The sequence below is a fragment of the Agromyces sp. NPDC056523 genome (assembly GCF_042794545.1).
Taxonomy (GTDB): domain Bacteria; phylum Actinomycetota; class Actinomycetes; order Actinomycetales; family Microbacteriaceae; genus Agromyces.
Genome location: NZ_JBHTTM010000004.1, coordinates 154,534 through 178,990, shown reverse-complemented (window position 1 = coordinate 178,990; position 24,457 = coordinate 154,534). Strand labels below are relative to the sequence as shown.

Annotated in this window: 25 protein-coding genes; 17 read left to right on the top strand and 8 right to left on the bottom strand. The window is 69.9% G+C overall.

All coding sequences use genetic code 11. The features are described 5' to 3' along the window. Nucleotides 1-133: 133 nt before the first annotated feature. On the bottom strand, nt 134-457 hold the full coding sequence (locus ACFQ58_RS14260) for a hypothetical protein (RefSeq protein ID WP_376951817.1): 324 nt from the start codon (nt 455-457) through the stop codon (nt 134-136). Nucleotides 458-638: 181 nt separating this feature from the next. Further along, nucleotides 639-1,661 carry an LLM class flavin-dependent oxidoreductase gene (locus tag ACFQ58_RS14255; protein ID WP_376951816.1) on the bottom strand — a complete coding sequence of 341 codons (1,023 nt, stop codon included), beginning with the start codon at nt 1,659-1,661 and terminating at the stop codon, nt 639-641. A gap of 261 nt (nt 1,662-1,922) precedes the next feature. On the opposite strand from ACFQ58_RS14255, the gene ACFQ58_RS14250 reads away from it, so the two are divergent. After that, nucleotides 1,923-2,375: an SRPBCC family protein gene (locus ACFQ58_RS14250; protein ID WP_376951815.1), complete on the top strand. Its 453-nt coding sequence runs from the start codon at nt 1,923-1,925 to the stop codon at nt 2,373-2,375. Between the two features lie 76 nt (nt 2,376-2,451). Here ACFQ58_RS14250 and ACFQ58_RS14245 read toward each other — a convergent pair whose 3' ends face one another. Then, complete coding sequence (locus ACFQ58_RS14245) at nt 2,452-2,778, bottom strand: hypothetical protein (RefSeq protein ID WP_376951814.1); 327 nt, start codon at nt 2,776-2,778, stop codon at nt 2,452-2,454. 96 nt (nt 2,779-2,874) lie between these two features. On the opposite strand from ACFQ58_RS14245, the gene ACFQ58_RS14240 reads away from it, so the two are divergent. Then, nucleotides 2,875-4,236, top strand: a complete 1,362-nt coding sequence (locus ACFQ58_RS14240; RefSeq protein WP_376951813.1) for a helix-turn-helix domain-containing protein — start codon at nt 2,875-2,877, stop codon at nt 4,234-4,236. Between the two features lie 31 nt (nt 4,237-4,267). Here the strand turns inward: ACFQ58_RS14240 and ACFQ58_RS14235 are convergent, their stop codons facing one another. Continuing rightward, entirely contained in the window at nt 4,268-4,675 is a 408-nt protein-coding gene (locus ACFQ58_RS14235) for a VOC family protein (RefSeq protein ID WP_376951812.1), read from the bottom strand. A gap of 57 nt (nt 4,676-4,732) precedes the next feature. On the opposite strand from ACFQ58_RS14235, the gene ACFQ58_RS14230 reads away from it, so the two are divergent. The 5 genes from ACFQ58_RS14230 to ACFQ58_RS14210 all read left to right on the top strand — a co-directional run bounded on the left by ACFQ58_RS14230 (nt 4,733) and on the right by ACFQ58_RS14210 (nt 10,349). Then, nucleotides 4,733-5,224: a nucleoside deaminase gene (locus ACFQ58_RS14230; protein WP_376951811.1), complete on the top strand. Its 492-nt coding sequence runs from the start codon at nt 4,733-4,735 to the stop codon at nt 5,222-5,224. Between the two features lie 154 nt (nt 5,225-5,378). After that, complete coding sequence (locus ACFQ58_RS14225; protein WP_376951810.1) at nt 5,379-6,659, top strand: ABC transporter substrate-binding protein; 1,281 nt, start codon at nt 5,379-5,381, stop codon at nt 6,657-6,659. A gap of 8 nt (nt 6,660-6,667) precedes the next feature. Further along, the gene (locus ACFQ58_RS14220) at nt 6,668-7,693 is read left to right on the top strand and encodes a carbohydrate ABC transporter permease (RefSeq protein ID WP_376951809.1); all 1,026 of its coding nucleotides are present in this window, start codon (nt 6,668-6,670) and stop codon (nt 7,691-7,693) included. Next, nucleotides 7,690-8,619 (top strand): carbohydrate ABC transporter permease, encoded by a 930-nt coding sequence (locus ACFQ58_RS14215; protein WP_376951808.1) that lies wholly within the window; start codon nt 7,690-7,692, stop codon nt 8,617-8,619. Before ACFQ58_RS14220 ends, ACFQ58_RS14215 begins: the two co-directional genes overlap by 4 nt. Continuing rightward, complete coding sequence (locus tag ACFQ58_RS14210; protein WP_376951807.1) at nt 8,616-10,349, top strand: amylo-alpha-1,6-glucosidase; 1,734 nt, start codon at nt 8,616-8,618, stop codon at nt 10,347-10,349. Before ACFQ58_RS14215 ends, ACFQ58_RS14210 begins: the two co-directional genes overlap by 4 nt. A 41-nt stretch (nt 10,350-10,390) precedes the next feature. On the opposite strand, the gene ACFQ58_RS14205 is transcribed toward ACFQ58_RS14210, so the two are convergent. Continuing rightward, on the bottom strand, nt 10,391-11,047 hold the full coding sequence (locus ACFQ58_RS14205) for a GntR family transcriptional regulator (RefSeq protein WP_376951806.1): 657 nt from the start codon (nt 11,045-11,047) through the stop codon (nt 10,391-10,393). Nucleotides 11,048-11,179: 132 nt separating this feature from the next. On the opposite strand from ACFQ58_RS14205, the gene ACFQ58_RS14200 reads away from it, so the two are divergent. The 7 genes from ACFQ58_RS14200 (at nt 11,180) to ACFQ58_RS14170 (ending at nt 19,851) form a co-directional block, all read left to right on the top strand. After that, nucleotides 11,180-13,243 carry a beta-galactosidase gene (locus ACFQ58_RS14200; protein WP_376951805.1) on the top strand — a complete coding sequence of 688 codons (2,064 nt, stop codon included), beginning with the start codon at nt 11,180-11,182 and terminating at the stop codon, nt 13,241-13,243. A 10-nt stretch (nt 13,244-13,253) separates the two neighbouring features. After that, the gene (gene gcvPA, locus ACFQ58_RS14195; RefSeq protein WP_376951804.1) at nt 13,254-14,681 is read left to right on the top strand and encodes an aminomethyl-transferring glycine dehydrogenase subunit GcvPA; all 1,428 of its coding nucleotides are present in this window, start codon (nt 13,254-13,256) and stop codon (nt 14,679-14,681) included. Further along, a complete protein-coding gene (gcvPB, locus tag ACFQ58_RS14190; RefSeq protein WP_376951803.1) occupies nt 14,678-16,252 on the top strand; it encodes an aminomethyl-transferring glycine dehydrogenase subunit GcvPB in 1,575 nt (524 codons plus the stop codon). Before gcvPA ends, gcvPB begins: the two co-directional genes overlap by 4 nt. A gap of 1 nt (nt 16,253) precedes the next feature. Further along, nucleotides 16,254-17,393, top strand: coding sequence for an ATP-NAD kinase family protein (locus ACFQ58_RS14185; RefSeq protein WP_376951802.1), 1,140 nt, complete (start codon nt 16,254-16,256; stop codon nt 17,391-17,393). Continuing rightward, the gene (locus tag ACFQ58_RS14180) at nt 17,383-18,141 is read left to right on the top strand and encodes an SDR family NAD(P)-dependent oxidoreductase (protein WP_376951801.1); all 759 of its coding nucleotides are present in this window, start codon (nt 17,383-17,385) and stop codon (nt 18,139-18,141) included. Before ACFQ58_RS14185 ends, ACFQ58_RS14180 begins: the two co-directional genes overlap by 11 nt. Before the next feature lie 123 nt (nt 18,142-18,264). After that, entirely contained in the window at nt 18,265-19,044 is a 780-nt protein-coding gene (locus ACFQ58_RS14175; protein ID WP_376951800.1) for a LuxR C-terminal-related transcriptional regulator, read from the top strand. 111 nt (nt 19,045-19,155) lie between these two features. Next, on the top strand, nt 19,156-19,851 hold the full coding sequence (locus ACFQ58_RS14170) for a hypothetical protein (protein ID WP_376951799.1): 696 nt from the start codon (nt 19,156-19,158) through the stop codon (nt 19,849-19,851). A 34-nt stretch (nt 19,852-19,885) separates the two neighbouring features. On the opposite strand, the gene ACFQ58_RS14165 is transcribed toward ACFQ58_RS14170, so the two are convergent. Together ACFQ58_RS14165 and ACFQ58_RS14160 are read right to left on the bottom strand one after the other, a co-directional pair. Next, on the bottom strand, nt 19,886-20,500 hold the full coding sequence (locus tag ACFQ58_RS14165; protein ID WP_376951798.1) for a VanZ family protein: 615 nt from the start codon (nt 20,498-20,500) through the stop codon (nt 19,886-19,888). Further along, nucleotides 20,497-21,141, bottom strand: a complete 645-nt coding sequence (locus ACFQ58_RS14160) for a M15 family metallopeptidase (protein ID WP_376951797.1) — start codon at nt 21,139-21,141, stop codon at nt 20,497-20,499. Before ACFQ58_RS14160 ends, ACFQ58_RS14165 begins: the two co-directional genes overlap by 4 nt. A gap of 86 nt (nt 21,142-21,227) precedes the next feature. Here ACFQ58_RS14160 and ACFQ58_RS14155 point away from each other — a divergent pair, with 86 nt between their 5' ends. Both ACFQ58_RS14155 and ACFQ58_RS14150 read left to right on the top strand, forming a co-directional pair. Then, nucleotides 21,228-21,923 carry a response regulator transcription factor gene (locus ACFQ58_RS14155; RefSeq protein ID WP_376951796.1) on the top strand — a complete coding sequence of 232 codons (696 nt, stop codon included), beginning with the start codon at nt 21,228-21,230 and terminating at the stop codon, nt 21,921-21,923. A 10-nt stretch (nt 21,924-21,933) separates the two neighbouring features. After that, complete coding sequence (locus tag ACFQ58_RS14150; RefSeq protein WP_376951795.1) at nt 21,934-22,995, top strand: sensor histidine kinase; 1,062 nt, start codon at nt 21,934-21,936, stop codon at nt 22,993-22,995. Between the two features lie 20 nt (nt 22,996-23,015). Here the strand turns inward: ACFQ58_RS14150 and arr are convergent, their stop codons facing one another. Then, nucleotides 23,016-23,423, bottom strand: a complete 408-nt coding sequence (gene arr, locus ACFQ58_RS14145) for an NAD(+)--rifampin ADP-ribosyltransferase (protein ID WP_376951794.1) — start codon at nt 23,421-23,423, stop codon at nt 23,016-23,018. Nucleotides 23,424-23,629: 206 nt separating this feature from the next. Here arr and ACFQ58_RS14140 point away from each other — a divergent pair, with 206 nt between their 5' ends. Beyond that, nucleotides 23,630-24,367: a Pr6Pr family membrane protein gene (locus tag ACFQ58_RS14140; protein ID WP_376951793.1), complete on the top strand. Its 738-nt coding sequence runs from the start codon at nt 23,630-23,632 to the stop codon at nt 24,365-24,367. Nucleotides 24,368-24,457: the final 90 nt, after the last annotated feature.

Here is a 24,457-nt window from a genome sequence, read left to right as displayed (position 1 = left end):
TGGCGCGACATTACCATGTGGCCCTTTGCCCACACCGCCGGATTAGTCCATCACCACTCGGGCGGCGGGTTGTGCACGAACTCGAGGCGGATGCCGTTGTCGTCCTCTACGAAGGAGGCGCAGGAGCGGTCGTTTAAGCGCGGGACGCATGACGATCTCCGAAGCCGACCTCGTCCACCTGCGCCGCGCGTTCCAGCTCGCGCGTATAGCGTTCGACGCCGGCGACGGTCCGTTCGGATGGGAGCTGGTCAATGCATCCGGCACCGTGCGGTTCGAGGACCGCAACCGCGAGGTGACGAAGGGGGGATGCCACGCGGCATCCGGAGTTCGAGATCGCGCGCTGGGCGGCGACCAACCTGACCGCCGACGAGCGGGCGGCGGCACCGGTGTAGACGTCGGGGGAGCGCTGCCCGATGCGCTCGGCGGCGCACGCCTGGATCGGGCTCGGACGGATCATCTATGTCGCGTCAGCCGAGCAGATCTCCGTATGGCGCGCAACGCTCGCCGCCGCGCCATCCGCTGTCGCGGTCTTGCCGATCACGACCGTCGCACCCGGGATTGCCGGTCGAGGGCGGTCGACGAGTTGGTTCCCGAGGTGCGAGCGCTCATCGAGCGCGAATTCAACTCGTGGCGCCCGCTCACCGCCACCCCAGCGCCGGCGCCACGTGCGTCAGGATCGACTCGAGGACGTGCGCGTTGTAGTCGACGCCCAGCTGGTTGGGGACGGTGAGCAGCAGGGTGTCGGCGGCGGCGATCGCCTCGTCTTCGCGCAACTGCTCGATCAGGACATCGGGTTCGGCGGCGTAGCTGCGGCCGAAGACGGCGCGGAAGTCGTCGATCACGCCGAACTGGTCCGAGCGGTCGCCACCTCCGACGAAGTACCGGCGGTCCAGGTCGTTGACGATGGCGAAGATGGATCGGCTCACCGAGACCCGCGGTTCGCGCTCGTGGCCCGCCTCGGCCCAGGCCGCGCGGAAGGCCTCGATCTGCTTGCGCTGCTGCACGTGGAAGGGCTCGCCCGACTCATCCTCCTTGAGCGTCGAACTCATGAGGTTCATGCCCTGCTCGGCCGCCCACACGGCGGTCGCATCGGAGCCGGCGCCCCACCAGATGCGGTCGCGCAGACCCGGCGACTGCGGCTGGATGCCGAGCGGCCCCGGGTGCGGGTTCTGGAACATCGGGCGCGGATTCGGCTCGGCGAACCGCGCCCCGTCGATGACCTTCAGGAACACCGTCGTGTTGTTGCGGGCGACATCCGCCATGGTCGAACCCTCGGGCGCCTCGTAGCCGAAGTAGCGGTAGCCCTCGATGACCGACTCGGGTGACCCGCGCGAGACGCCGAGCTGCAGGCGGCCGCCCGCGATGAGGTCGGCGGCGCCGGCATCCTCAGCCATGTACACCGGGTTCTCGTAGCGCATGTCGATCACGCCCGTGCCGAGCTCGATGCGGCTCGTCTTCGCGCCGGCCGCCGCGAGCAGGGGGAACGGGCTCGCGAGCTGGTTCGCATAGTGGTGCACCCGGAAGTAGGCGCCGTCGGCACCGACCTCCTCGGCCGCGACCGCCAGGTCGATCGACTGCAGCAGCACGTCGGACGCCGATCGTGCCTGCGAGCCAGGCGAGTTCGACCAGTGGCCGAACGAGAGGAAACCGATGCGCTTCATACAGGTCTCCAACGCTGGGCGAGGCGGCGCATTCCGTAGGCGGCGTCGGGTGCCCAGTGCTCTGTAGCCGCTCGCGGCGCTGCACCGGTGGTGGCCCGCTCCACGACAACGAGGCGCAGCACACGCGGGAGCTGTGCGACGGCGTCGGCCTCACCGAGGAAGTCAAGAAGCCCCTGCACTACAAAGCGGCTTCCTCGACGAGCGTCCTCCCTCGGGCCGCGTTGCGGATCGTGCCCGGCATGAGCAGCATGGAGGTGGCCGATGGTGCGCGACGGGGTGTCGGTCCCGGAGGCGATGATGTGGATCGAGGCGTCTGTAGAGGTTCACCGACCGATCGGAAAGGTCTTCGCCTGGTACGCCGACGACCACGTCCGGAACCATCCTCGTTGGGATCCCGACATCGAGCTCGAAGCGACGTCCGACGCCCCGATCGCCATGGGGACGGTCATCCGCCGGCGGAATGTCCGTTCCGGCGCACCGGTGGACGGCACCATGGAAGTGGTGGAGTTCGAACGGGACAGGACGTTCGGAGTCCTGATCCGGGAAGGTGGATACGAGATGCCGGGCCGGGCCAGCTTCGAATCCGTCGATCCGTCGACGACGTCGGTCACGATCGCCGCAGAGGTACCGGATACCGTCGACGAAGCGCTGATCACCGATCGGATGCAGAGGAGTGCCGAGAACATCAAGGCGCTGATGGAAGACGAGCTGTGACCCGGCGCACGGGTCCGGCTCGGTGCTGACACGTCCCGGCCCCGCCTCCAGCGCGCCGTGGTCGCCGTCGGCGAGGTCAGCGCAGGAAGGTCTCGGCCAATCCCTCCGGACCGCCATGCCGACGCCACGATGCAGCGATCACGCGGTAGGCCCGCTCGCCGGCATCCCTGCAGACATCGCGCACCTCGGGATCCCGCACGACCTCGCCGCACGCCTTGCGCACGGCCGGCTTCCGCAGCAGGACAGCCGCCGAGACTGCCGCCGCAGCCCCGAGGGGAAACAGCATCAGCCAGGGACTGCTGCCGTTGCGAGGGCGGGCATCGTATCGAGGCTCGCTCGTACCGGCCCCGGACGAAGGCGTGTCCTGCTCCGACCGATCCGACCACGCCGGCAGTGCACTCATAGTCATGATGATCTCCCTATATAGTGAGTCGTGCGGATGCTAAGTTAGCCCCGTATTAGCCCGAGTATAGGCACGAAGTTAGGGTAGGTGTCAACAGTGGCAACCGAGCGCACCGTTCCCAAGCCCCGGCTGACCGCGCAGGCATCCGTACTCAAGGCGTGGGGGCGGGAGTGGCGACGCGCCAACGGCAAGGGCCAGCAGGAGCTGGGGCGAATCGCCGGATATGGAAGCGACGAGAGCCCGAAGAGCGCCGCCGTCGCGATCTCCCGCATCGAGTCCGGCAAGACCGACCCGACCGGTCGGTACCGCCAACGTCTCTTGGACACGCTCGGACACACCGAGGCAGAACTCGAGGAGGAGACGGAGCGAGCGCTCGCGGTGCTCTCGCGCCCCGGCGTCTTCGCCCGTGCCATGGCTGGGCCGATCCACCTCGAGAACGAGGCCAGGCGAGCCCAGATCATCGCATCGTCGAACCTGCTCACCGAACGGGTCACGTTCCAGATCCGCAACTCCGAGCGCACGCTGGAGCGCGCGTGCACTGCATTCGTCCTGCCGTTCCTCGAGACCGCCGCGAGGGTCGACTGGCAACCGATGCTCGATTCCAACGATGCCGGGGCGACCGACAGGACGGCAGGATCTCTCGAGGACGAGATCAGAGGGCTCAGGGGGCAGACGGAGGTCAGCATCCTGAAGGCGGTGACCGAGAGCGCGGCAGGCACGGGCGCCGGGGCTGGGCCGGGTCCAGGAACCGCGGCCGGTGTGTTCGTCGCCCTCTCGGCCGCGGGGACCGCGTCGACCGGGACCGCGATCGCCGCCCTCTCCGGCGCGGCTGCCTCCAGCACGACCCTCGCCTGGCTCGGAGGCGGTTCACTCGCAGCCGGTCGCGTGGGCGTGGCGGGCGGTGCGGCGGTCCTGGCCGGCATCGTCGCCTTGCCCGCGCTTCTGGCCATCGGTGGCGTGCTCGTCTGGAAAGGCCGGAAGCTCCGCAAGGAAGCCGAAGCAGAAGCCGAGAAGCTCGATGCCGCGCAGCAGGCGCTGGAGGACATGCAGGACGCCCTGCCACGCGCGGAGAGGTGGAACGAAGCCCAGCAAGCCATCATCCAGCGCGCCGAACTGCTCGGACACACCATCCAATCCCGCTACGCAGCGGCACCACCTTTCATCCCGGCACCAGGGCATGACGCGAGCCGCCGGATCGAGTGGGACACGCTTTCCTCCGACGCTCGGAAGGCACTCGAGATCGAGCTCAAGCTGCTCAGCATCATCCTCGACACACAGGCGCTGCCGGTCTGGCTGGGCGTGACGAGCGTCAATGAGCCCGACCTCACGGCTTCCCAGGAGAAGACCGCGACCGTGTCAGAGGAGTGGATCGACGAGAGCCTGGCCTTCGCCCAGTTCGATCTCGACGACCATGAAGCATGGGTCCGGAACCTCTTGACTCACGGCTCGCCGAACTAGCGGACGTCTCGACGCGGGTCAGCGGCGAGATTCAGTCCGCGGCCGGTTCTCGTGGCGGGTTGTGCATGAACTCGAGGCGGATGCCGTTGTCGTCCTCGACGAAGGAGGCGTAGTAGCGGTCGTTGAAGCGCGGGAACGGCTTGGGTCCGCTGACCGCCGTCCACCCGGCATCCGTCGCGATCTGGTGGAGGCGATCGACCTCGGTGCGGGACTCGACTGGGAACGCGAGGTGCTGCCATCCGACTTGGCCGTGCCGGTGCGGGCCGGTGCCCGGTTCGCGGGCGGGGAAGAGGATCAGTTCCTCCTCGCCGAGGTACCAGGAGACGCTGTTGTCGGCGTCCTGCCGGGTGCAGCCGAGCGCCTGCATCACCGGGTCGAACTGGGCGATCGAGTGGGGGAGGTCATCGACGGTGATGCCGATGTGGTCGAAGAGTGGCACCGGGACATCCTATGGACGGGGGTGCCATCGGCGCAGGCGCGCGCCTAGCTTGGGTGCATGACGATCTCCGAGGCCGATCTCGTCCATCTCCGCCGGGCGGTCGAGCTCGCGCGCGAAGCGCTCGACGCCGGCGACGGCCCGTTCGGGTCGGTGCTCGTCGACGGGGCGGGGGTCGTGCGGTTCGAAGACCGCAACCGCGAGGCGACCACGGGGGATGCCACGCGGCATCCGGAGTTCGAGATCGCGCGCTGGGCGGCGGCGAACCTGACCGCGGACGAGCGGGCGGCGGCGACGGTGTACACGTCGGGGGAGCACTGCCCGATGTGCTCGGCGGCGCACGCGTGGGTCGGGCTCGGGCGCATCGTGTACGTCGCCTCGGCAGAGCAGGTCAGCGGATGGCGCGCAGAGATCGGCGCCGCGGCATCCGCCGTCGCGGTCTTGCCGATCACGGCCGTCGCACCGGGATTGCCGGTTGAGGGGCCGGTCGACGAGCTCGTGCCCGAGGTGCGGGCGCTCATCGAGCGGGCGGCCCGCATGACCACCACATAGCATCACCTGGCCCCGCTCAGCCGTCATTGAGTGCAAGCGGATTCCATTTCGGGCTTGACCTTCCTGCGTTCTGTATACAAAATACTGAGTGCCGGATATGCCGGCGAACGACCAACGACGGAAGAGGTGGGGCGCGATGCGCCGTGCGAACTCAATGACGAGGCGTCTGCTCGCGGCCGGCGCGATCAGCATGATGACGATCGGCCTGGCGGCGTGCAGCGGGGGAGGCGGCGCGTCCGACGAGAACACCGTGGTCTGGTCCACGTGGGGGACCCCCGAGGAGCTCACGCGCTTCGAGGAGTTCAACGAGGACTTCATGGAGCGCCATCCCGACATCAAGGTCGAGCTGCAGCCGGTCGCGAGCTACGGCGACTACCACTCCAAGCTCCTCGCGCAGCTCACGAGCGGCACCGCGCCCGACGTCTTCTACATCGGCGACGACATGCTCGGCCAGTTCGTCGACGCCGACGTGCTCCTGCCGCTACGCGACCTGATGGAGTCGGACGAGAGCCAGACGCAGCCCGACGACTTCTTCCCCGGCCTGTTCGGGGTGGCCGAGCGCGAGGGCGAGTACTTCGCCGCCCCCAACGACTCCAACCCCGACGTGCTCTGGTACGACAAGAGCGCGCTCGCGGCCGCGGGCATCACCGAGGACCCGGCCACGCTCGCCGAGCAGGGCGAATGGACCACCGAGAAGTACCTCGAGATGAACCACAAGCTCGCCGACGCCGGGCTCATCGGCTCGATGTTCTGGAACTACTGGGCGACGCACTACAGCTGGATCTCGGCGCAGGGCGGCACCGCCTACGACGACTCCGGCGAGTTCGTGGGCAACACCGACCCCGCCACGATCGACGCCGTCACGACGCTCGGCGACGAGTTCCAGGACGGCACGTTCGTCGTCGCCGACACCATGCCCGAGGGCGCCGGCGCCGACAGCGTCTTCGTCACCCACGGCGCCGGGTTCTTCGTCCAGGGCCGCTACACGATCGGCACCGTGACGAGCGCGGGCGTCGAGGACGACTACGACATCGTCCGCTGGCCCACTCCCGACGGCGCCGAGGCGCCCACCGGCGTCGCCGCGTCGTACCTGGCGATCAACGGCCGCACCGATGCGAAGGATGCCGCGTTCACCTTCTGGACCGAGTTCCTCTCGTCCGAGGGGCAGACGTTCCGCCTCCAGGGCGGCGGCAACGCGGTGCCCTCCATCACGGGTGCCGACGACGTGGTGCTCGAGGACGGCTACCCGGCCCACGCTCAGAGCTTCCTCGACATGCGCGACATCGGCTTTGCCAACCACCCGGCCGAGGCACGTGTGCCGGGCCTGTCGGGCGACATCAGCGCGCTGTTCCTCGAGCTGTATGAGGGCAAGGCCGACGCGCAGGCGACGCTCGACGCCGCCGCCGACCTCGTCGCCGAGAAGTCGGGGGAGTGAGTCGACCCATGGCGATCACGACGGGCGGCGCGACCGGAACCCCGGTCGCGCCGCCCGCGCCCGCAGCACCGCCCGATCAGCCCGGCCATCCCGCGTCGACCGGGGGGCGTGAGTCTCGCCGCGGCGCAACGGGCCCACGCCGCGAGGCGGCCTGGCGCCGCCGCGACCGCCGCTGGGGCTACGTCTTCGTCGCTCCGCAGCTCGTCGGCATGGCGCTGTTCGTGCTCCTGCCGTTCGTGGCGAGCCTCGTGCTCGCGTTCGCGTCATGGAACGGGCTCACCGAGCTCGAATGGGTCGGCTTCGAGAACTTCACGGCCCAGCTGCAGGACGAGCTGCTCCTGCGATCGATCGTGAACACGCTGCTCATCGCGGTCATCACGGTGCCCGTGGGCCTCGGCCTCGCGGTCGTGATCGCCGTGGCCCTCGAGCGGCTGCGCACGCGCACGCTCTACCTCATCCTCTTCTTCGCCCCGGTCGTCACGAGCACGGTCGCCGTCGCCATGATCTGGCAGCAGCTCTTCCGCGCCGACGGCGTGCTGAGCACCACGATCGCGAACGTGTTCGGCGTCGCCCCGCCGGACTGGCTCAACGACCCGAGCCTCGCGCTCCTCGCGGTGTGCATCGTGTCGATCTGGTCGTCGCTCGGCCTGAACGTGATCATCTTCCTCGCCGGACTGCAGAACATCTCGCCGTCGGTGATCGAGGCCGCGCGCATCGACGGCGCCGGCGCGTGGCGCCTCTTCCGCAACATCCGCCTGCCCCTGCTCTCGCCGATCGTGTTCTTCTCGTCGATCGTCGCGTTCATCTCGTCGCTGCAGACGTTCGACACGGTGTTCGTGCTCACCGCGAATGCGGGCCCCGACAACGCGACCCGCACGATCGTCTACCACATCTACGACCTGGGCTTCGGGAGGTTCGAGTTCGGACCCTCCAGCGCCGCCTCCGTGATCCTGCTGCTGCTGACCCTCGTCATCACCGCGATCCAGTTCGGCGCGCAGAAGAAGTTCGTGCACTACGAGGACGACGCCGCATGACCGCCGCAGACCTGACCCAGCCGCTCGTCGGCGACCCCGACCTCGAGCGTCACGATGGCACCGGCCGCGCCGGACCGCACCCCGGACGGGAACGCGGCCGCCGCACCGTCGGCCGCGCCCTCATCCACACCGCGCTCGCCGTCGCGGGCCTCGCGATGGTGTTCCCGTTCGTCTGGATGCTGCTGACCTCGTTCAAGACGCTCCCACAGCTGCTGCAGGACCCGCTGAGCTTCTGGCCCGACCCGTGGACGCTCGACAAGTACGTCGGCGCGTGGAACGCCGTGCCCTTCGGGCAGGCGTACCTGAACAGCATCTACATCTGCGTGCTGGCGGTCGTCGGCACCCTGCTCACCGCGTCGATGGCGGGATACGCGTTCGCCCGGATCCGCTTCCGCGGCAGCCGCGTGCTCTTCATCGTGTTCCTGGCGACGCAGATGATCCCGAAGCAGGTCACGCTGATCCCGTTCTACCTGCTGATGGCTCAATTCGGATGGGTCGACTCCCACCTCTCGCTGATCGTGCCGGCGATGCTCGTGAACCCGTTCGCGGTGTTCCTGATGCGGCAGTTCGTGCTCAGCCTGCCCAAGGAGCTGGAAGAGGCGGCGCTCGTCGACGGGGCCGGCCGCTGGCGCATCTTCTGGAGCATCATCCTGCCGAACCTCAAGCCCGGCCTCGGCGCGCTCAGCATCATCGTCGCGCTCGACGTGTGGAACAGCTTCCTGTTCCCGCTGGTGCTGCTGAATTCGCCCGACCTCTTCACGGTCCCGCTGCTCCTCGCGAGCTTCCGCGGCCAGTTCGGGTCGGTCGACTACGGGCTCGTCATGGCGGCGTCGGCGCTCGCCACGATTCCCATGCTCGTGGCCTTCGTGATCGGGCAGCGTCGCATCCTGAACAGCATGGCTGCGTCGGGGCTGGGCGGCCGATGAGCGTCGTGCCGGTGTCGACACGGCGCGTCGTGGGGCGAGCGGATGCCGCATCCGCCGCCGCACGCGCGGGCGCGCACCTCGACCTCGTGCGAGCCCCGTTCACGCTGCCGCGCTCCCGCATCCTCATGCTGCGCGACGGCGATCGGCTGCGCGTGCACACGTCGGAGTACGAGCGTTCGCTGTCCGAGTGCGTGGCGTTGGAGGCGCTCGAGGTGTGCGACTCCGCCGGCGTGACCCTGCCGATTACGCGGGTGCTGCCGCATGTGATCGAGTTCGGCGACCAGGTCTCGCTCACGTTCGCCGGCGCGTCCACGTGGTCCGTTGGGGTGCGGAGCAGTGGCGACGTACTGGTGTGCTGGACGCGGCAGCCTGGCGACGAGCCGGAGGAGATCCGGATCGGCGGCCCGCACGCGGCATCCGTCGTCTTCTCGCTCGGCCCGTCGCGCGAGGTCGAGGTCGCACCGTCGGAGGACCACGGCGAGCACGTCGAGGCGACCCGGCGGGTCTGGCTCGACTGGTTCGCGAGCTGCCCGGTCGTGCGACCAGACCTGCAGGACATGGCCGCGTTCTGCTGGTGGGTGCTCGGCGCCAACACCGTCGAATTGCCGCACCTCGGTGACGCACGCGCCGTCGTGCCCTCGAAGATCGGCTACGTCGGCCTCTGGCAGTGGGACGCGTACTTCATCGCCGTCGGCCTGCGCCACGGCGACCCTGAACTCGCGCGCGAGCAACTCGATCTCGCCCTGCGGTTCCCGACTCCGGATGGGCAGCTGCCCGATGTGATCCACGAAGAGGGCATCCTGGCGAGCAGCGACGACCTGCCGGCCGCCGACCGCGAGACGCTCCGTCGCGCCGGCTCCGCCGTCGCGGACCCGTCGGCCCCGGTGCCGCTCACGAAGCCGCCGCTCGCCGCTTGGGCGATGCGGAAGGTGCTCGAGGCCGACGGCGCCGACCCCGACTGGGTGCGCCGCATGATCGGCACCATCCGCCGCTCGCAGGAGTGGTGGTTCGCCCACTCCGACCTCGACGGCGACGGCCTGCCCGAGTACGGGCACCCGTACTCGTCGGGACTCGACGACAGCCCGGTGTTCGACGGTCCGCTGCCGACGACGACGCCCGACCTCGCGGCGTACCTCGTGCGCCAGGACCTCGAGCTCGCGGATCTGGTCGAGCGATGGGGCGCTGAGCCGGAGCCCGACGCGGGCCGCGCGGCCGCGGCATCCGCTCATCGCGAGCGCGCGAGGCGCACGCTCGCGCACCTGCTCACCCTATGGGACGAGCCGACCGGCCGATTCCGGTCGCTCGCCGCGGGGCGCCCGGTCGCGAGCGACACGATCGTCGGCCTCATGCCGTTGCTGACCGGCGGCCTGCCCGAGGCGATCGTCGAGACTCTCGTCACCGCGCTCGACGACCCGCGCCGGTTCGCCACCCGCTGGCCCATCCCGACCGTGGCCGTCGGCGATCCCGATCACGATCCCCAGCGGATGTGGCGCGGCCCCGTGTGGGTGAACACCAACGCACTGGTCGCCGACGGCCTCGAGCGATCGGGCCACCCGGACCGCGCACGCACGCTCGCCGAACGCACCCTCGAGCTCGTCATGCACGCCGGCGGACCGCACGAGTACTTCGACCCGAACACCGGCGAACGCGCCGCAGGTGCCACCACGGCATTCGGATGGTCCGCCGCCCTGTTCATCGACCTCGCGGTCGCGCTGTCGCAGGGCGACTGAGCGATCGCACGGCGGAGCCGTGAAGGGGTGAGATGAGCCGCTCAGGCGCTGAAGTACGCGCTCGAGGCGTTCTCGACGATGCGGCGCATCCCGTTCATCCAGTTGGCCTTCAGGGCGACGGATGCCGCGGCCACGTCGCCCTTTGCGAGGTGCCGCGCGATCTCGGCGTGCTCGGCCGCGACGCGCTCGATCATCACGTCGTTGGGCACGAGCAGCGACTCGTACCGGTGGAACGCGCCGCGCGTGCTCTCGATGACCTCGAGGAGGCGTTGATTCGGGCACGCCGAGAGCATGATCGCGTGCCATTCGTCGTCCTTCGTGACGACGAGGGCGTGCTCGACGACCTCCTGCTGGAAGTCGGCACTCAGTTCCTCGAGCCGGCGGCCGATCGACTTCAGCTCGTCGCGGGGGCTCAGCTCGAGGGCGAGGCTCTCGAGCGCGGCCATCACCGGCGCGAGCTCCTCGAACTCCGTCGCGGAGAGCGGGACGAAGCGGAAGCCCTTGCCGTTCTCGCTGGTGATCTGCCCTTCGCTCTCGAGGGCGATGAGCGCCTCGCGGAGGGGGGTCCGGCTGACGCCGAGCTCTGCGGCGAGCTGCACCTCGTTGATGCCCTCGCCCGGGCTGACCTGCCCGGCCCGCATCCGGGCGAGCAGCTCGTCGCGCACCTGGGAACGCAGGTTCTTGCGTTCGATCGCCATCCATCCTCCAGCCGGTCGGGCCGACGCCGTAAGCCTAGGGCTTGACCCTCGTCGACTTGCGGCTTAGCGTGTCTGTATACAGAATACAGTGCGCAGAACGAGCTGTACAGACATCCGACCGAGAGGATCCGCGTGACCGACGCGACACCGCGCCGCATCCGCCTCGATGCCCTCGCCTTCGGCGGCGACTACAACCCCGACCAATGGCCCGAAGAGGTCTGGCATGAGGATGTGCGCCTGATGCGAGAGGCCGGGGTGAACCTCGTGAGCCTGCCGGTGTTCTCGTGGCCGCAACTCGAGACCTCCCCTGGCATCTACGAGTGGGAGTGGCTCGACCGCGTCATCGAGGTGCTCTGGGCCGGCGGCATCCGCATCGACCTCGCGACCGCGACGGCCACGCCACCCTCGTGGCTCGTGCGCGCCCACCCCGAGATGCTGCCGTGGGATGCCGACGGTCGTCGCCTCGAGTTCGGCTCCCGCCAGGCGTACTGCCCGAGCTCGCCCGTCTGGCGCGAGCACGTCGCGCGCATGGCCCGGGCGATGGCCGAGCGCTACGGGCAGCATCCTGCGGTCGTGCTCTGGCACGTCTCCAACGAGTACGGCGACCACGTCGCGCGGTGCTGGTGCCCCGAGTCGGCGGCGCACTTCCGGCGTTGGCTCGAGGCCCGCTACGGCGACCTCGACGGGCTCAATGAGGCGTGGGGCGTGAACGTCTGGGGCCAGCGCTACACGGCGTGGACGCAGATCGAGCCGCCCCGGCGCGCGACCGGACCGATCAACCCGACCCAGCTGCTCGACTTCGAGCGTTTCAGTTCCGACGCGCTGCTCGAGCTCTTCCGCATCGAGGTCGACGTGCTGCGCGAGGTCACGCCCGAGCTGCCCGTCACGACGAACTTCATGAGCCTCTTCCGCGACCTCGACTACTGGCGCTTCGCCGAGCACGAGGACCTCGTCACCGACGACGCCTACCCCGACCCCGCCGATCCGCTCGCGCACGTGCCGGCGGCGCTCAACTACGGCCTCATGCGCTCGCTCAAGGGCGGTCAGCCGTGGCTGCTGCTCGAGCAGGCCGCGAGCGCCGTCAGCTGGCGCGACGTCAATGTGCCCAAGGCCCCCGGCCGGATGCGCATCGACAGCCTGCAGGCCATCGCGCACGGCTCCGACGGCGCCATGTTCTTCCAGTGGCGGCAGGCCCGCTACGGCCAGGAGAAGTTCCACTCGGCGATGCTCGGGCACCGCGGCGAGTCATCCCGCACCTTCAGGGAGACGGCCGCCCTCGGTCGCGAACTCCAGAGCCTGGCGGCGGTCCGCGGCACGCGCGTGCGCAGCCGCGTCGCCCTCGTCGTCGACTGGGATTCGTGGTGGGCCACGAGCGCGACCGAGTCGCTTCCGTCCCAGCGCCTGAGCTGGCTGCAGCAGGCCCGCGACTGGCACGCGGCCCTGCACGCGCTCGGTCACCCGGTCGACACCGTGCGAGCGACGGGCCCGTTCGACGGGTACGACCTCGTCGTCGTGCCGAACCTCTACGTGACGGATGCCGCGCAGGCTGCGGCGCTCGAGGTCTACACCGCATCCGGTGGCACCGTCGTCGTCGGACCGTTCTCGGGCGTCGTCGACCCCACCGAGAAGGTGCACCCGGGCGGCGCTCCCGGTCTACTCCGGCCGCTCCTCGGCATCGAGGTCGACGAGCCGTGGCCGGTGCCCGACGGCTCGGTCGAGCGGATCGCCCTCGACGGCGACCGCCACGACGCGCCGGTGTGGACCGAGTGGATCGAGGCCGGCCTCGAGGCATCCGTCGTCGCCCGCTTCACCGGCGGCGTGCTCGACGGACGACCCGCGATCACCCGCTGCGCGCGCGGCGCGGGCACCGCCTGGTACCTCGGCGCGGTGCTCGCACCCGACGGCCTCGTCGCCGCCATGCGGCGAGCCCTCACCGACGCCGGACTGCCCGCGCACGACCGCACCGACCCGCACCTCGAGGTCGTCACCCGTGCCGACGACCGCACCGACTACACGTTCGTGCTCAACCACGGCCCGCGCGAGCTCGCCGTCGACGTGCCTGAGGGCGCGACCGACCTGCTCGCCGACGGGGTCGTCGCTGCGCGACTCGTGCTCCCGCCCCTCGGCGTCGCCGTGCTCGCCTCGCCACGCGCGAGCGAGCCCCCGTTCATCACCCTGTCCGACACCACCGAGTGAGGCACCACCCATGAACCGACCATTCGTGCATCCGTACATCCCGAACACCGCGCCCGACGTGCGCGCCGAGATGCTCGCCGCTGTCGGCGCGGCATCCGTCGAGGACTTCTACGCCGACGTGCCCGCCGACCTCCGGCTGGGCCGCGACCTCGACCTGCCCGAGCCGCTCGTCGCCGAGCAGGACCTCGTCCGCCACGTCTCCGGGCTGCTCGCCTCGAACGTGCCCACCACCGAACGGCTGAGCTTCCTCGGCCAGGGCACCTACCACCACCACGTACCCGCCGTCGTCGACGAGGTCATCGGCCGCAGCGAGTTCCTCACCGCCTACGCCGGGGAGCCGTACGAGGACCACGGCCGCTTCCAGGCGCTCTGGCAGTACCAGTCGCTCATGGGCGAACTGCTCTCGATGGACGTCGTCAACGTGCCCACCTACGACGGGTTCCAGGCGACCGCGACCGGCCTGTCGATGGCCGGTCGGATGACCGGCCGGCGCCGGGTGCTCGTCGCCAGTGACGTGCTGCCCGCGAAGCTCTCGAAGGTCCGCGACTACGTGCGGGTGCACCTCGACCTCGAGTTCGTCGACCCGGTCGACGGCACGGCGGATGTCGCATCCATCGCCGAACGGATCGGCGACGACGTCGCCGCGGTCTGGGTCGAGACCCCGAGCCGCACCGGTGCGATCGAGCATCGGCTACAGGCGCTCGCCGACGCCGCGCACGCGGTCGGCGCGATCCTCGTCGTCGGAACCGACCCGGTCGGGTACGGCGTGCTGACGCCCCCGGCCGAGCAGGGTGCCGACATCGTCTGCGGCGACATCCAATCGCTCGGCCTGCACCAGTGGTACGGCGGTGCCCACGGCGGCTTCATCGCCGTGCACGACGACCCCGGCTTCGTCATGGAGATGCCGTCGCGCCTGTTCGGGCTCGCGACGACCGACGTGCCCGGTGAGATCGGTTTCGGCGACGTCGCCTACGACCGCACCTCGTTCGCGCACCGCGAAGAGGGCAAAGAGTGGGTCGGCACTGCAGCGGCCCTCTGGGGCATCGCCGCCGGTGTGCACCTCGCCCTCATGGGACCGCACGGCATGCGCGAGCTCGGCGAGGTGCTGCTCGCGCGCACCGCCTACGCGCAGCGCGCACTCGCCGCCATCCCCGGCATCCGCCTCACCGACCGCGCCGTGCACCTGCGCGAGTTCGCGATCGACGTCTCGGGCGCCGGCCTCACCGCCTCGGGCATCGTCACGGCGCTGCGCGCCGAGGGCATCGAGCCGGGCGTGCCGGGCGGCGAGCACGAGCTCGTCGTGTGCGTCACGGAGATGACCTCGCAGCGCGACATTGACCGGCTCGCCGCGGCGGTCACGGGTCTCGTCGCCGCATCCGCCGCCGAGGCCGCATCCACGCTCGACCTCATCGCAGAATCCGAGGAGCACCGCGCATGAGCCTGCCCATCGCCCCGAAGCCCGCCCACCGTCGGTTCCACCAGGCGCGGTGGGACGAACCGCTCCTCTTCGACCTCTCCACGCCCGGCGAGCGAGGTGTGCTCGTCACCCAGGTCGAGCCCGACGTGCGCGACGCCGTCGGCGATGTCACCGCCGCGCTCCCCGAGGGGCTCGCCCGGAAGACCGCGCCCGCGCTGCCCGAGATGGGGCAGATGCGCGTGCTGAAGCACTACCTGCGCCTCTCGCAGGAGAACCTCGGCGCGGACCTCAACGTCGACGTGGGCCAGGGCACGTGCACGATGAAGTACGCGCCGAAGGTGAACGAGCAGCTGATCGCGACGCCGAAGCTCTCGGCGATGCATCCGCTGCAGGATCCCGCCGACGCCCAAGGCGCGCTCGAGATCATCTGGCGCACCGAGCGGATGCTCGCCGAGATCTCGGGCATGGAGGAGGTCTCGCTGCACACGCAGGGCGGTTCCGCCGCCATCTGGGCCAACATCGCGATGATCCGCGCGTACCACGAGGCCAACGGCGAGGACGAGCAACGGCGCGAGGTCATCACGACGATCTTCAGCCACCCGTCGAACGCCGCCGCCGCGAAGGCGGCGGGGTACGAGGTGATCACCCTCCATCCCGACGCCGACGGCTACCCCGACCTCGAGGCGCTGAAGCGCGCGCTCTCGCCGCGGACCGCCGCGATCATGGTCACCAACCCAGAGGACACGGGCATCTACAACCCCGCGATCAGGGAGTGGGTCGACGCGGCCCACGCCGTCGGTGCGCTCGCCTCGTACGACCAGGCGAATGCGAACGGCATCCTCGGCATCACCCGCGCGCGGGATGCCGGCTTCGACGTCTGCCACTTCAACGTGCACAAGACGTTCGGCACGCCGCACGGCTCGGGGGGGCCCGGCACCGGTGCGAACGGCGTGAGCGCGGCACTCGCGCCCTTCCTGCCCGGACCCCGAGTCGTGCGGGAGGGCGATCGCTACGAGGTTCGCGAAGGCGGTCCGCTGTCGATCGGCGCGATCGGACCGTTCCACGGGGTCGTCCCGAACATCGTGCGCGCCTACGCATGGATGATGGCGCTCGGCGCCGAGGGCCTGCGCGCCGTCGCCGAGACCGCCGTGCTGAACAACAACTACCTGATGAAGCGGATCCTCGAGATCCCCGGTGCGTCCGCGCCCTACGCGACCGGCCGCCGACGCATCGAGCAGGTGCGCTACTCGTGGCAGGAGCTGTTCGAGGAGACCGGCATCACGTCGGAGGAGATCGGCATCCGCGCCAGCGACTTCGGCATGCACTACTGGACGAGCCACCACCCGTACGTCGTGCCGCAGCCCTTCACGCTCGAGCCGACCGAGTCGTACTCGAAGGCCGAGCTCGACGAGTACGCTGACGTGCTGGCCGAAGTCGCCCGCGAGGCGCGCGAGACCCCGGACGTCGTGCGCACGGCTCCGCACCGGCAGACCGTGCACCACACCCACCACGACGATCTCGACGACCCCGAGCGCTGGGCCGTCACCTGGCGGGCGTACCGCCGCAAGTACCCGGACGCCGTCGGCGCGTGACGTGATCGGACTCATCGTGAACCCGGTCGCGGGCGTCGGCGGTCCGGCCGGGCTCGGCGGAAGCGACGGCGGCGACGTGCAGCGCCGGGCCGGCGAGCGTGGAGCGCGACCCCGCGCGACCGAGCGCGCCGCCGCCGCGCTCGCCGTCGTGGCATCCGCCCGGCGCCATGAGCGGATCGTGACGGCCGCCGGCGCCATGGGAGCGGACGCGGTCCGCGCCGCGGGGCTCGAGCCCATCGTCGTGTGGCATCCGCGATCGCCGACGTCCCCGTCGGACACGACTGCGGCGGCTCGCGCGCTCGCCGACGTGGGCGTCGAGCTGGTGCTCTTCGCCGGCGGGGACGGCACGGCGCGGGATGTCGCGGCCGGCCTGCCGTCGGCGGCGGTGGCGCTCGGCATCCCGGCCGGCGTCAAGATGTACTCACCGGTCTTCGCGGTCGGCCCCAGCGCTGCCGGAGCGCTCGCCGCAGCGTGGATCGAGGAGCGCGGCCTTCCGACCGTGGATCGCGAGGTACTCGACGTCGACGAGGCGCAGCTGCGCCGCGCCCGCGTCGAGCCGCGACTATACGCCACCATCCGGGTGCCCTATCGCGCCGGACGCACGCAGGCTCGCAAGGCCGCGACGCCGGCCGACGAGCGGGCGGCCATGCGACTGGCCGCTCGGGGCGCGGTCGCCCGCATGCTGCCAGGCGTCAGGTACCTGCTCGGTCCCGGCGGCACGATGGCCGAGGTCGCCCGCGAGCTCGGCGTCGAGAAGACCCTGCTCGGTGTCGACGTGGTACTCGACGGCCGCGTCGTGGCCGCCGGCGCCTCCGAGCAGGAGCTGCTCGACCAGGTCGCGAGCGGGCCCGCCCAGGCGATCGTGTCGATCATCGGCGGGCAGGGCTTCCTGCTCGGCCGCGGGAACCAGCAGCTCTCGGCGCGCGTGCTCGATGCCATCGGCGACGATCCCGTGCTGGCGGTCGCGCCGGAGCAGAAGTTGATCGACCTCGAGGGGCGTCCCCTCCTCGTCGATACGGGCGACGCCCGCGTGGATGCCCGGCTCGCCGGCTTCGCGCGCGTCGTCACCGGGCCGTCGACCACCAGCGTCTACCCAGTCCAAGCACCAGAGAACGAAGGAGCAGCAGACCATGCGGCTTGAGCAGAAGCAGGCCATCGTCACCGGAGGGGCGGGCGGCATCGGCCGTGCCACCGCCATGGCCATCGCGGCCGAAGGCGCCGAGGTCGCGGTCGTCGACCTGAACGGCGAGGCCGCCGAGGCGGTCGCCGCCGAGATCCGCGACGCGGGCTTCACGGCGATCGCCATCGAGGCCGACGTGTCGAGCGAGGCCGACATCGAACGCGTGATCGCCACCACCGTGGCCGAGTTCGGCGGCGTGAACGTCGTCTTCAACAACGCGGGCATCATCCGCCGCACGACCGCCGTCGAGACGACGGCCGAGGAGTGGGACCGCGTGTTCGGCGTCAACGTCCGTTCCATCTTCCTGATGTGCAAGCACGTCGTGCCGATCATGGCCGCCGAGGGCGGCGGCTCGATCGTCAACACCGGTTCCGGATGGGGCCTGAAGGGCGGAGGCCGGGCCATCTCGTACTGCGCCTCCAAGGGCGCGGTCGTCAACATGACCCGCGCGCTCGCGATCGACCACGGGCCGCAGGGCATCCGCGTGAACTCCGTGAACCCCGGCGACGTGAACACCGGCATGCTCCGGGACGAGGCGCAGCAACTCGGCGAGGACACCGCCGCCTTCCTGGCCGAGGCTGCCGACCGCCCGCTGCGGCGCATGGGGGAGCCGCGCGAGATCGCGGCGGCGGTCGTCTGGCTCGCGAGCGACGACTCGAGCTACGTCACCGGGTCGGCACTCGTCGTCGACGGGGGCGGGATCGCGTAGTCGCACGGTTCGCGTATGACGCCGGAACGGCGCAGCACGAAGGCGGTGCGTCTGGCTGTTCAGCCGGGACCCCTGCCATCCTGAAGGGGACGACGCGGTTCGGGGGGACAGCCGATGCAGTCGATGGAGTTCGCTCGCAGTCAGTGGCTGGATGTGATCACCGACGCACTCGGCGGGTTCGGCCGGGCGTTTCCGTGGGATCCCGTGTGTCGACAGCTCGGCCGACAGCTCGAGGCGCCGGTCACCGGAAGATTCCAGTGGGACGCGCATGGCCGCGCCAGCGTGACGGCATACCCGTTCCCGAACTGGTTCGACCTTCCGGATGTCGCTGGCCGCGCGCCGGCCGTCCATCCGCTGGCTCGCTACTACTCATCGCACGCGACGGGCGCACCGCTGAGCACGACGCAGGTGCCGTTCGGGCTCGGGCCGGACGAGCGGGACTACGAGGACGAGCTGCGCGCCTGCCAGATCGAGAACCACGTGTGGATCCCGATCGAGCGGGGGAGCGCAGGCGTCCTGGTGGTCGGCGTGTGTCGACCCGCCGAGCCGTTCGACGAGCAATCGGTGAGGTTCGCGGAGCTGGCGCAGGGTGTGATCGTCGCGCTGCATCGTCACTGGCAGGTCCTCGACGACTGGGTGTCGGGACACCCGCTCGCGACCGGCGCCTATGCTGCGGCCGATGAGGCGCACCTCACGGTGCGGCAGGTCGTGGTGCTGAGCCTGGTCGCGCAGGGCATGACCTCACAGGCGATCGGATACCGGCTGCACATCTCCGCACGCACGGTCGAGCGTCACCTCGAGAACATCTACCGCCGGCTCGGGGTCTCCGACCGGGTCTCGGCAGTGCGGCTCGCGGCATTCGCAGGCATCATCGCGCCGGCGCCATCCGACGCTCGGTGGTGACTCTGCCCATAGCTGCGTCGCCCGATCCGTGCGTGGATCTACGCATGGCGACCACGAGCTCGCCGCTCTACGCTCCGATCAGAAGGGCCGGGCCCGACGCCGGAGGTGGTCATGCAACGATTCGATGCGGTACTCCGCTGGATGGGAGCGGTCGGGATCGTACTCGCGCCATTCGGCCTCTTCGTGCTTCCGAACCTGATGCACCCGGTAACGCCCTCGACCGCAGAGGAGCAGTTCACAGCCATAGCGGAGGGAGGTGGCGCCGGCGAGTTCATCGCGCTGATGAGCCAGGTCGGCGGTGCCATCTTCCTGCTGGTCGCGGCACTCGCGATCGGGAGCTACGTGATCGCGCGACGACGCGGGCAAACGCTCGGCGCCATCGGCCTGATCATCGGGGCGGTCGCGGCGATCGCGATGCTCCTGGTGTTGGGGTTCGAGCTCGCCATGCTCCCAATCCTGATCTCCGCGACGGACACCGATGCTGCGGTCGCCCTGGTCGTGGACCTGTCCGCGGGGCCGGCATTCGCCATCCCCCTGATGATCGGACTGGTCGGGTTCTACTTCACGTTGCCGCTCCTCGCCCTCGCGCTGTGGCGCACCGGATTGGTTCCGATCATCGTCTCGCTGCTGTTCGTGCTGCCCCTGCTGATCGGCATCATCCCGCTCCCGTTCGATGTTGCGATCCTCACGGGCCTGCTGTTGCTCGCGCCGTGCCTCTGGATGGCCGTGCGATTGGTCGTCGGGCCAGCCGTGGAAATCGAGCCGAGCGCACGACTCGCTCCGGCCGGAGTGCCCGACGAGGCGTAGGTCCTGCGTGACCAGCGGGTGATCGGCAACCTCGTCATGGCGATGAGACGACTGGGATGTGGACGTCCCGCATCGGTGCGTAGCGCACCGGCGACGCGATGAAGGCGCTGACCGCGACGACGAGGATCACCGTGAACACCGAGCACACACCCATGATCACGGCGCCGGTTCTCTCCCGCAGTCTGCGGCGCGCCACGACGATCAGGCCGAGGCCGGCCAAGCCTCCGGCGGTGTTGGCGACGACGTCGGTGACATCCGCGCTGCCGATCGCCAAGGCATACTGGACGGTCTCGAGCGCGAGGCTCGACCCGGCGGACACGCCCGCGAGCCTCGACGAGCGCCACGATGGGGCGAGCAGACCCAGGTAGATGCCGAAGGGAACGAAGAGCAGGACGTTGGCGACGACCTCGGCGGGTTCGCTGGCACCGTCCTCGGCGGTCGGTGCGAATGGGACGAGCTTGGCGTGCCGCAGCTCGCCCTCGCCGACGTACGGCATCTGGAGCTTCCAGAGGACGACCCAGACGAGCAGGACGAGGTAGACCACGAAGAGGCCGATCAGCCAGCCGTGTACACCGGCTGGCGACGCTCGCCGAGCGCGAAGATCACGGTGCGCCGTCCGCGCCATCCGCTGCACTGGACCGCCGGTCACTGCTGCATCCTCGGGTCCTGGCTGGGGTCGGTATACGTGACGGCGCAACCGTGCTCGATCGCCTCAGGGCGGAGTTCGTAGTGCCACGGCTCGTTGTCGTAGATCTGGCACAGACCGTACTCGGCACCGTGCTCGGACAGCCACGCCATGGCATCCTCGTGGCCGATGTCGACCGCATCACCCGACACGTGAGGGGACGTCGCCGGCGTGGCGACCCATCGGACCGCCTCTTCGCGCGAGCCGTACGCGGCGACGGCCTCTTGGAAGAGCTGGTCCTGGTACTCGTGGGAGCGCCATCCGCTGTTCACGATGAACTCGACGCCATCGTCGGCCGCCTGGGATGCAGCCTGACGAAGCGCCGCCAGCAGCTCGGCGTCGAGGTTGGCGACCGCCGGCTCCTCGTCATCGAAGACCGTGACGCCGTCGGCGACTCGGCCCGTCTCGTCGAGGCCCGCTCGATTCTCATCGCGCGGAGGCTGCGCCGGGGCATCCGACTGGGACCAGGCCGGCGACGCCGACGAGGAGTCGGGCAACGAGGAGAAGACGGCAGCGGCGCTCGCCGCGGCGACGACCACCACGCCGACGACCAAGAGGCGGCGAAATGCGCGCGTCGACGCTCGTGCCGGTCGGTTTCGATTCATGCCGCCAGTCAAGGCGGCGGGATGTTGCCAGCCCGTATGCGGGTTTCCATACGCCGGCGATATGCACCGGTTCGTAGCATGACACCATGCGGGTGCTGATCGTCGAGGACGAGCCCTTCATGGCGGAGGCCATCCGCGATGGGCTCCGGCTGGAGGCGATCGCGGCCGACATCGCCGGCGACGGGCACACCGCTCTCGAACTGCTGGGCATCAACGCCTACGACATCGCCGTGCTCGACCGCGACATCCCCGGGCCGTCGGGTGACCAGATCGCCGAACGCATCGTCGCCTCGGGCACCGGGATGCCGATCCTCATGCTGACCGCTGCAGACCGGATCGACGACAAGGCCTCGGGCTTCGAGCTCGGAGCCGACGACTACCTCACCAAGCCGTTCGAACTGCGGGAGCTCGTGCTGAGGCTCAGGGCGCTCGACCGCAGGCGCGCACACAATCGGCCGCCGGTCCGCGAGATCGCCGGCCTGCGGCTGGATCCATTCCGTCGCGAGGTCTACCGGGATGGACGCTACGTCGCCCTGACCAGGAAGCAGTTCGCCGTGCTCGAGGTGCTCGTCGCCGCGGAAGGCGGGGTGATCAGCGCGGAGGAACTGCTGGAACGCGCGTGGGACGAGAACGCCGACCCGTTCACGAACGCCGTGCGCATCACGGTGTCAGCTCTGCGCAAGCGGCTCGGCGAGCCTTGGGTGATCGCGACGGTACCCGGCGTGGGGTACCGCATCGACACCGGGCCGACCGACGGGGCGGCGGGCGACGAGCGTGGTTAGGTCACCCGGCATGAGCGTCCGCCTCAGGCTGACCCTGAGCTACGCGGGCTTCCTCATGGTCGCGGGGGTGCTGCTGCTCGCCGTCGTATGGCTGTTCCTCCTCCGTTACGTGCCCGCCCGCGCCATCCAGACCATCGACGGGTTCATCCCCGGCCGCGATGACCTCATTCGTGCGTTCGCACCGCCCGCGGCCTGGGCGCTGTTCTTCCTGCTGCTGTTCGGCCTGCTCGGCGGTTGGGTGCTCGCCGGCCGCATGCTCGCCCCACTGACTCGAATCACGGATGCCACGCGCCGGGCCGCGAACGGATCGCTCTCGTACCGCATCGAACTGGAGGGCCGCGACGACGAGTTCCGTCAACTCGCCGACAGCTTCGACGCGATGCTCGCACGGCTCGAAGCGCACGTCGCCGAACAGCAGAGATTCGCGGCGAACGCGTCCCACGAGCTCCGCACCCCACTGGCGATCACGCAGACCCTGCTCGAGGTCGCGCGCAACGATCCGAACAGCATCACGCCGGAACTCATCGAGCGCCTCCATGCCGTCAACACCCGAGCGATCAGCCTCACCGAGGCACTGCTCACCCTGAGCCGGGCCGATCAACGGTCCTTCACGCGCGAGGATGTCGACCTCTCACTGCTGGCCGAAGAGGCCGGTGAAACCCTCCTGCCGTTCGCGGAGCGGCGAGGCGTCGCGATCCAGACCACCGGCGATCACGCGCCGACCGTCGGCTCGCGCGCGCTGCTGCTGCAGCTGACCACGAACCTCGTGCACAACGCGATCTTGCACAACCTCGCCGACGGCGGCATTGTGCGGGTCGACACCGGCGTCCGCGACTCGAGGGCGGTGCTCACCGTCGAGAACACGGGCACCGAGCTGAGCCCGGGGCTCGTCGCGACGCTCACCGAGCCGTTCCAGCGCGGCACCGAACGCATCCACACGGATGGAGCGAGCGTCGGCCTCGGCCTGGCGATCGTCAAGAGCATCGCGGAGGCGCACGACGGAACGCTCACGCTCGCGCCGCGTGCCGGCGGCGGACTCACCGCACGGGTGGAACTGCCGGCGCGAGTGTGAGGCGGCGCGCGCAGTCTGCGTCAGTTGATGATCTCGCCCCGCTCGGCGTTGATCTTCGCGATTCGATCCCGCCATTCCTGCAGCGCCTCGGAGGTGAGCCGCGTCCACTCGGTGACCTCGTGCACGACCCTGATCGGCGCGGTGCTGCGGTACGAACGCGTGGGGTTGCCGGGGAACTTCTTGTCGGTCACGTTCGGGTCGTCTTCGAACGGCCCGGTCGGCTCCACGAGGTACACGCGCGGCGGAGCGTCGCCGGCCGCGAGCTCCGCCGCGAGGCCGGCGCCGTCGCGGAGCGCGGTGAAGTAGATGTGGTTCATCACGATCTCGGGCCGGTAGTTGGAGCGGAACCCGGGCGTGAGGAGGTCACCGCTTCGCAGGTCGGCTTTCGTGCCGTGGTAGAACGGCCCTTCGTCGAGCGGATGGTTCACGGCGACAGCCTAAGCGCGCAGTTTGCGTCATTCTCGGCACTCTGTGAGAGCACGTCCTCTCTTGTGCGGACACGTTAGAGCTATCCCACAACGGAAGACATCTCCGGTCGAGGTTTCCTCAATCTTCCTGCCAGAGTTTCAACGGCCGATCGGCGAAGAGGACTACAACTTCCCCAACCCGAATCGCACTGAAATTGGGGGATCTCATGCGTTGGGTATGGCTCAGGATCGCAGCCGCGGTCATCGCGAGTTCGGGCGTGATCGCCGGACTCCTGGTCAACATCGATCGCGCGATGCGCGAGGGTCAGGATCGCAGCGACGTGCTGGCGAACTACTTCAGCATGTTCACGATCGTGTCGTCGATCCTCAGCGTGGTCGCGCTGATGGTGGCGGCGCGTTGGATGCAGCGGCATCCCGGCAACTCACCGGAGCCCGTCGGAATCGCGATGGCGATCGCCGCAGTGACCGGGCCGGTGATCCTGCTCGGCATCGTGTTCAACGTGCTGCTGCGCGGCGACCCGCCGGCGATCGCCGCCACCGACCCCGGTTGGGTCGCGTTCATGGACTCGTGGGCGACCGAGACGCTTCACGTCGTCCTGCCGGTCTACTTCGTGTTCGACCTGCTGTTCGCCGACCGACGCCGCGGCCTGCCGTGGTCGTCGCTCCTCGTCATCGTCAGCTACCCGCTCGCCTGGACGATCTACACGATGATCCGCGGTGAGCGCGTGGCGAACCCCGACGGCACTGCGCCGTGGTGGTACCCGTACGGCTTCCTCGACCCGCACCTTGCGGGGTACGGATCGGCCTTCAGCTACATCGGCGGCATCCTGGTCGCGTTCGTGCTGCTCGGTGTCGCCATCATCGGTATCGGTCGCGCTCGTGAGCGGCACGCGTCTCACCACGACGCGCCGCCGCCGCCGCGGATCGGCCGCCTCGCGGTCTGAGCGCCATGCGCCATCGGCGTCGGCCCCTGCGGAGCAGTGGCTCAGCTCCGCAGGGGCCGATCCCGACCCGACGTCTCACGCGCCGGTCGG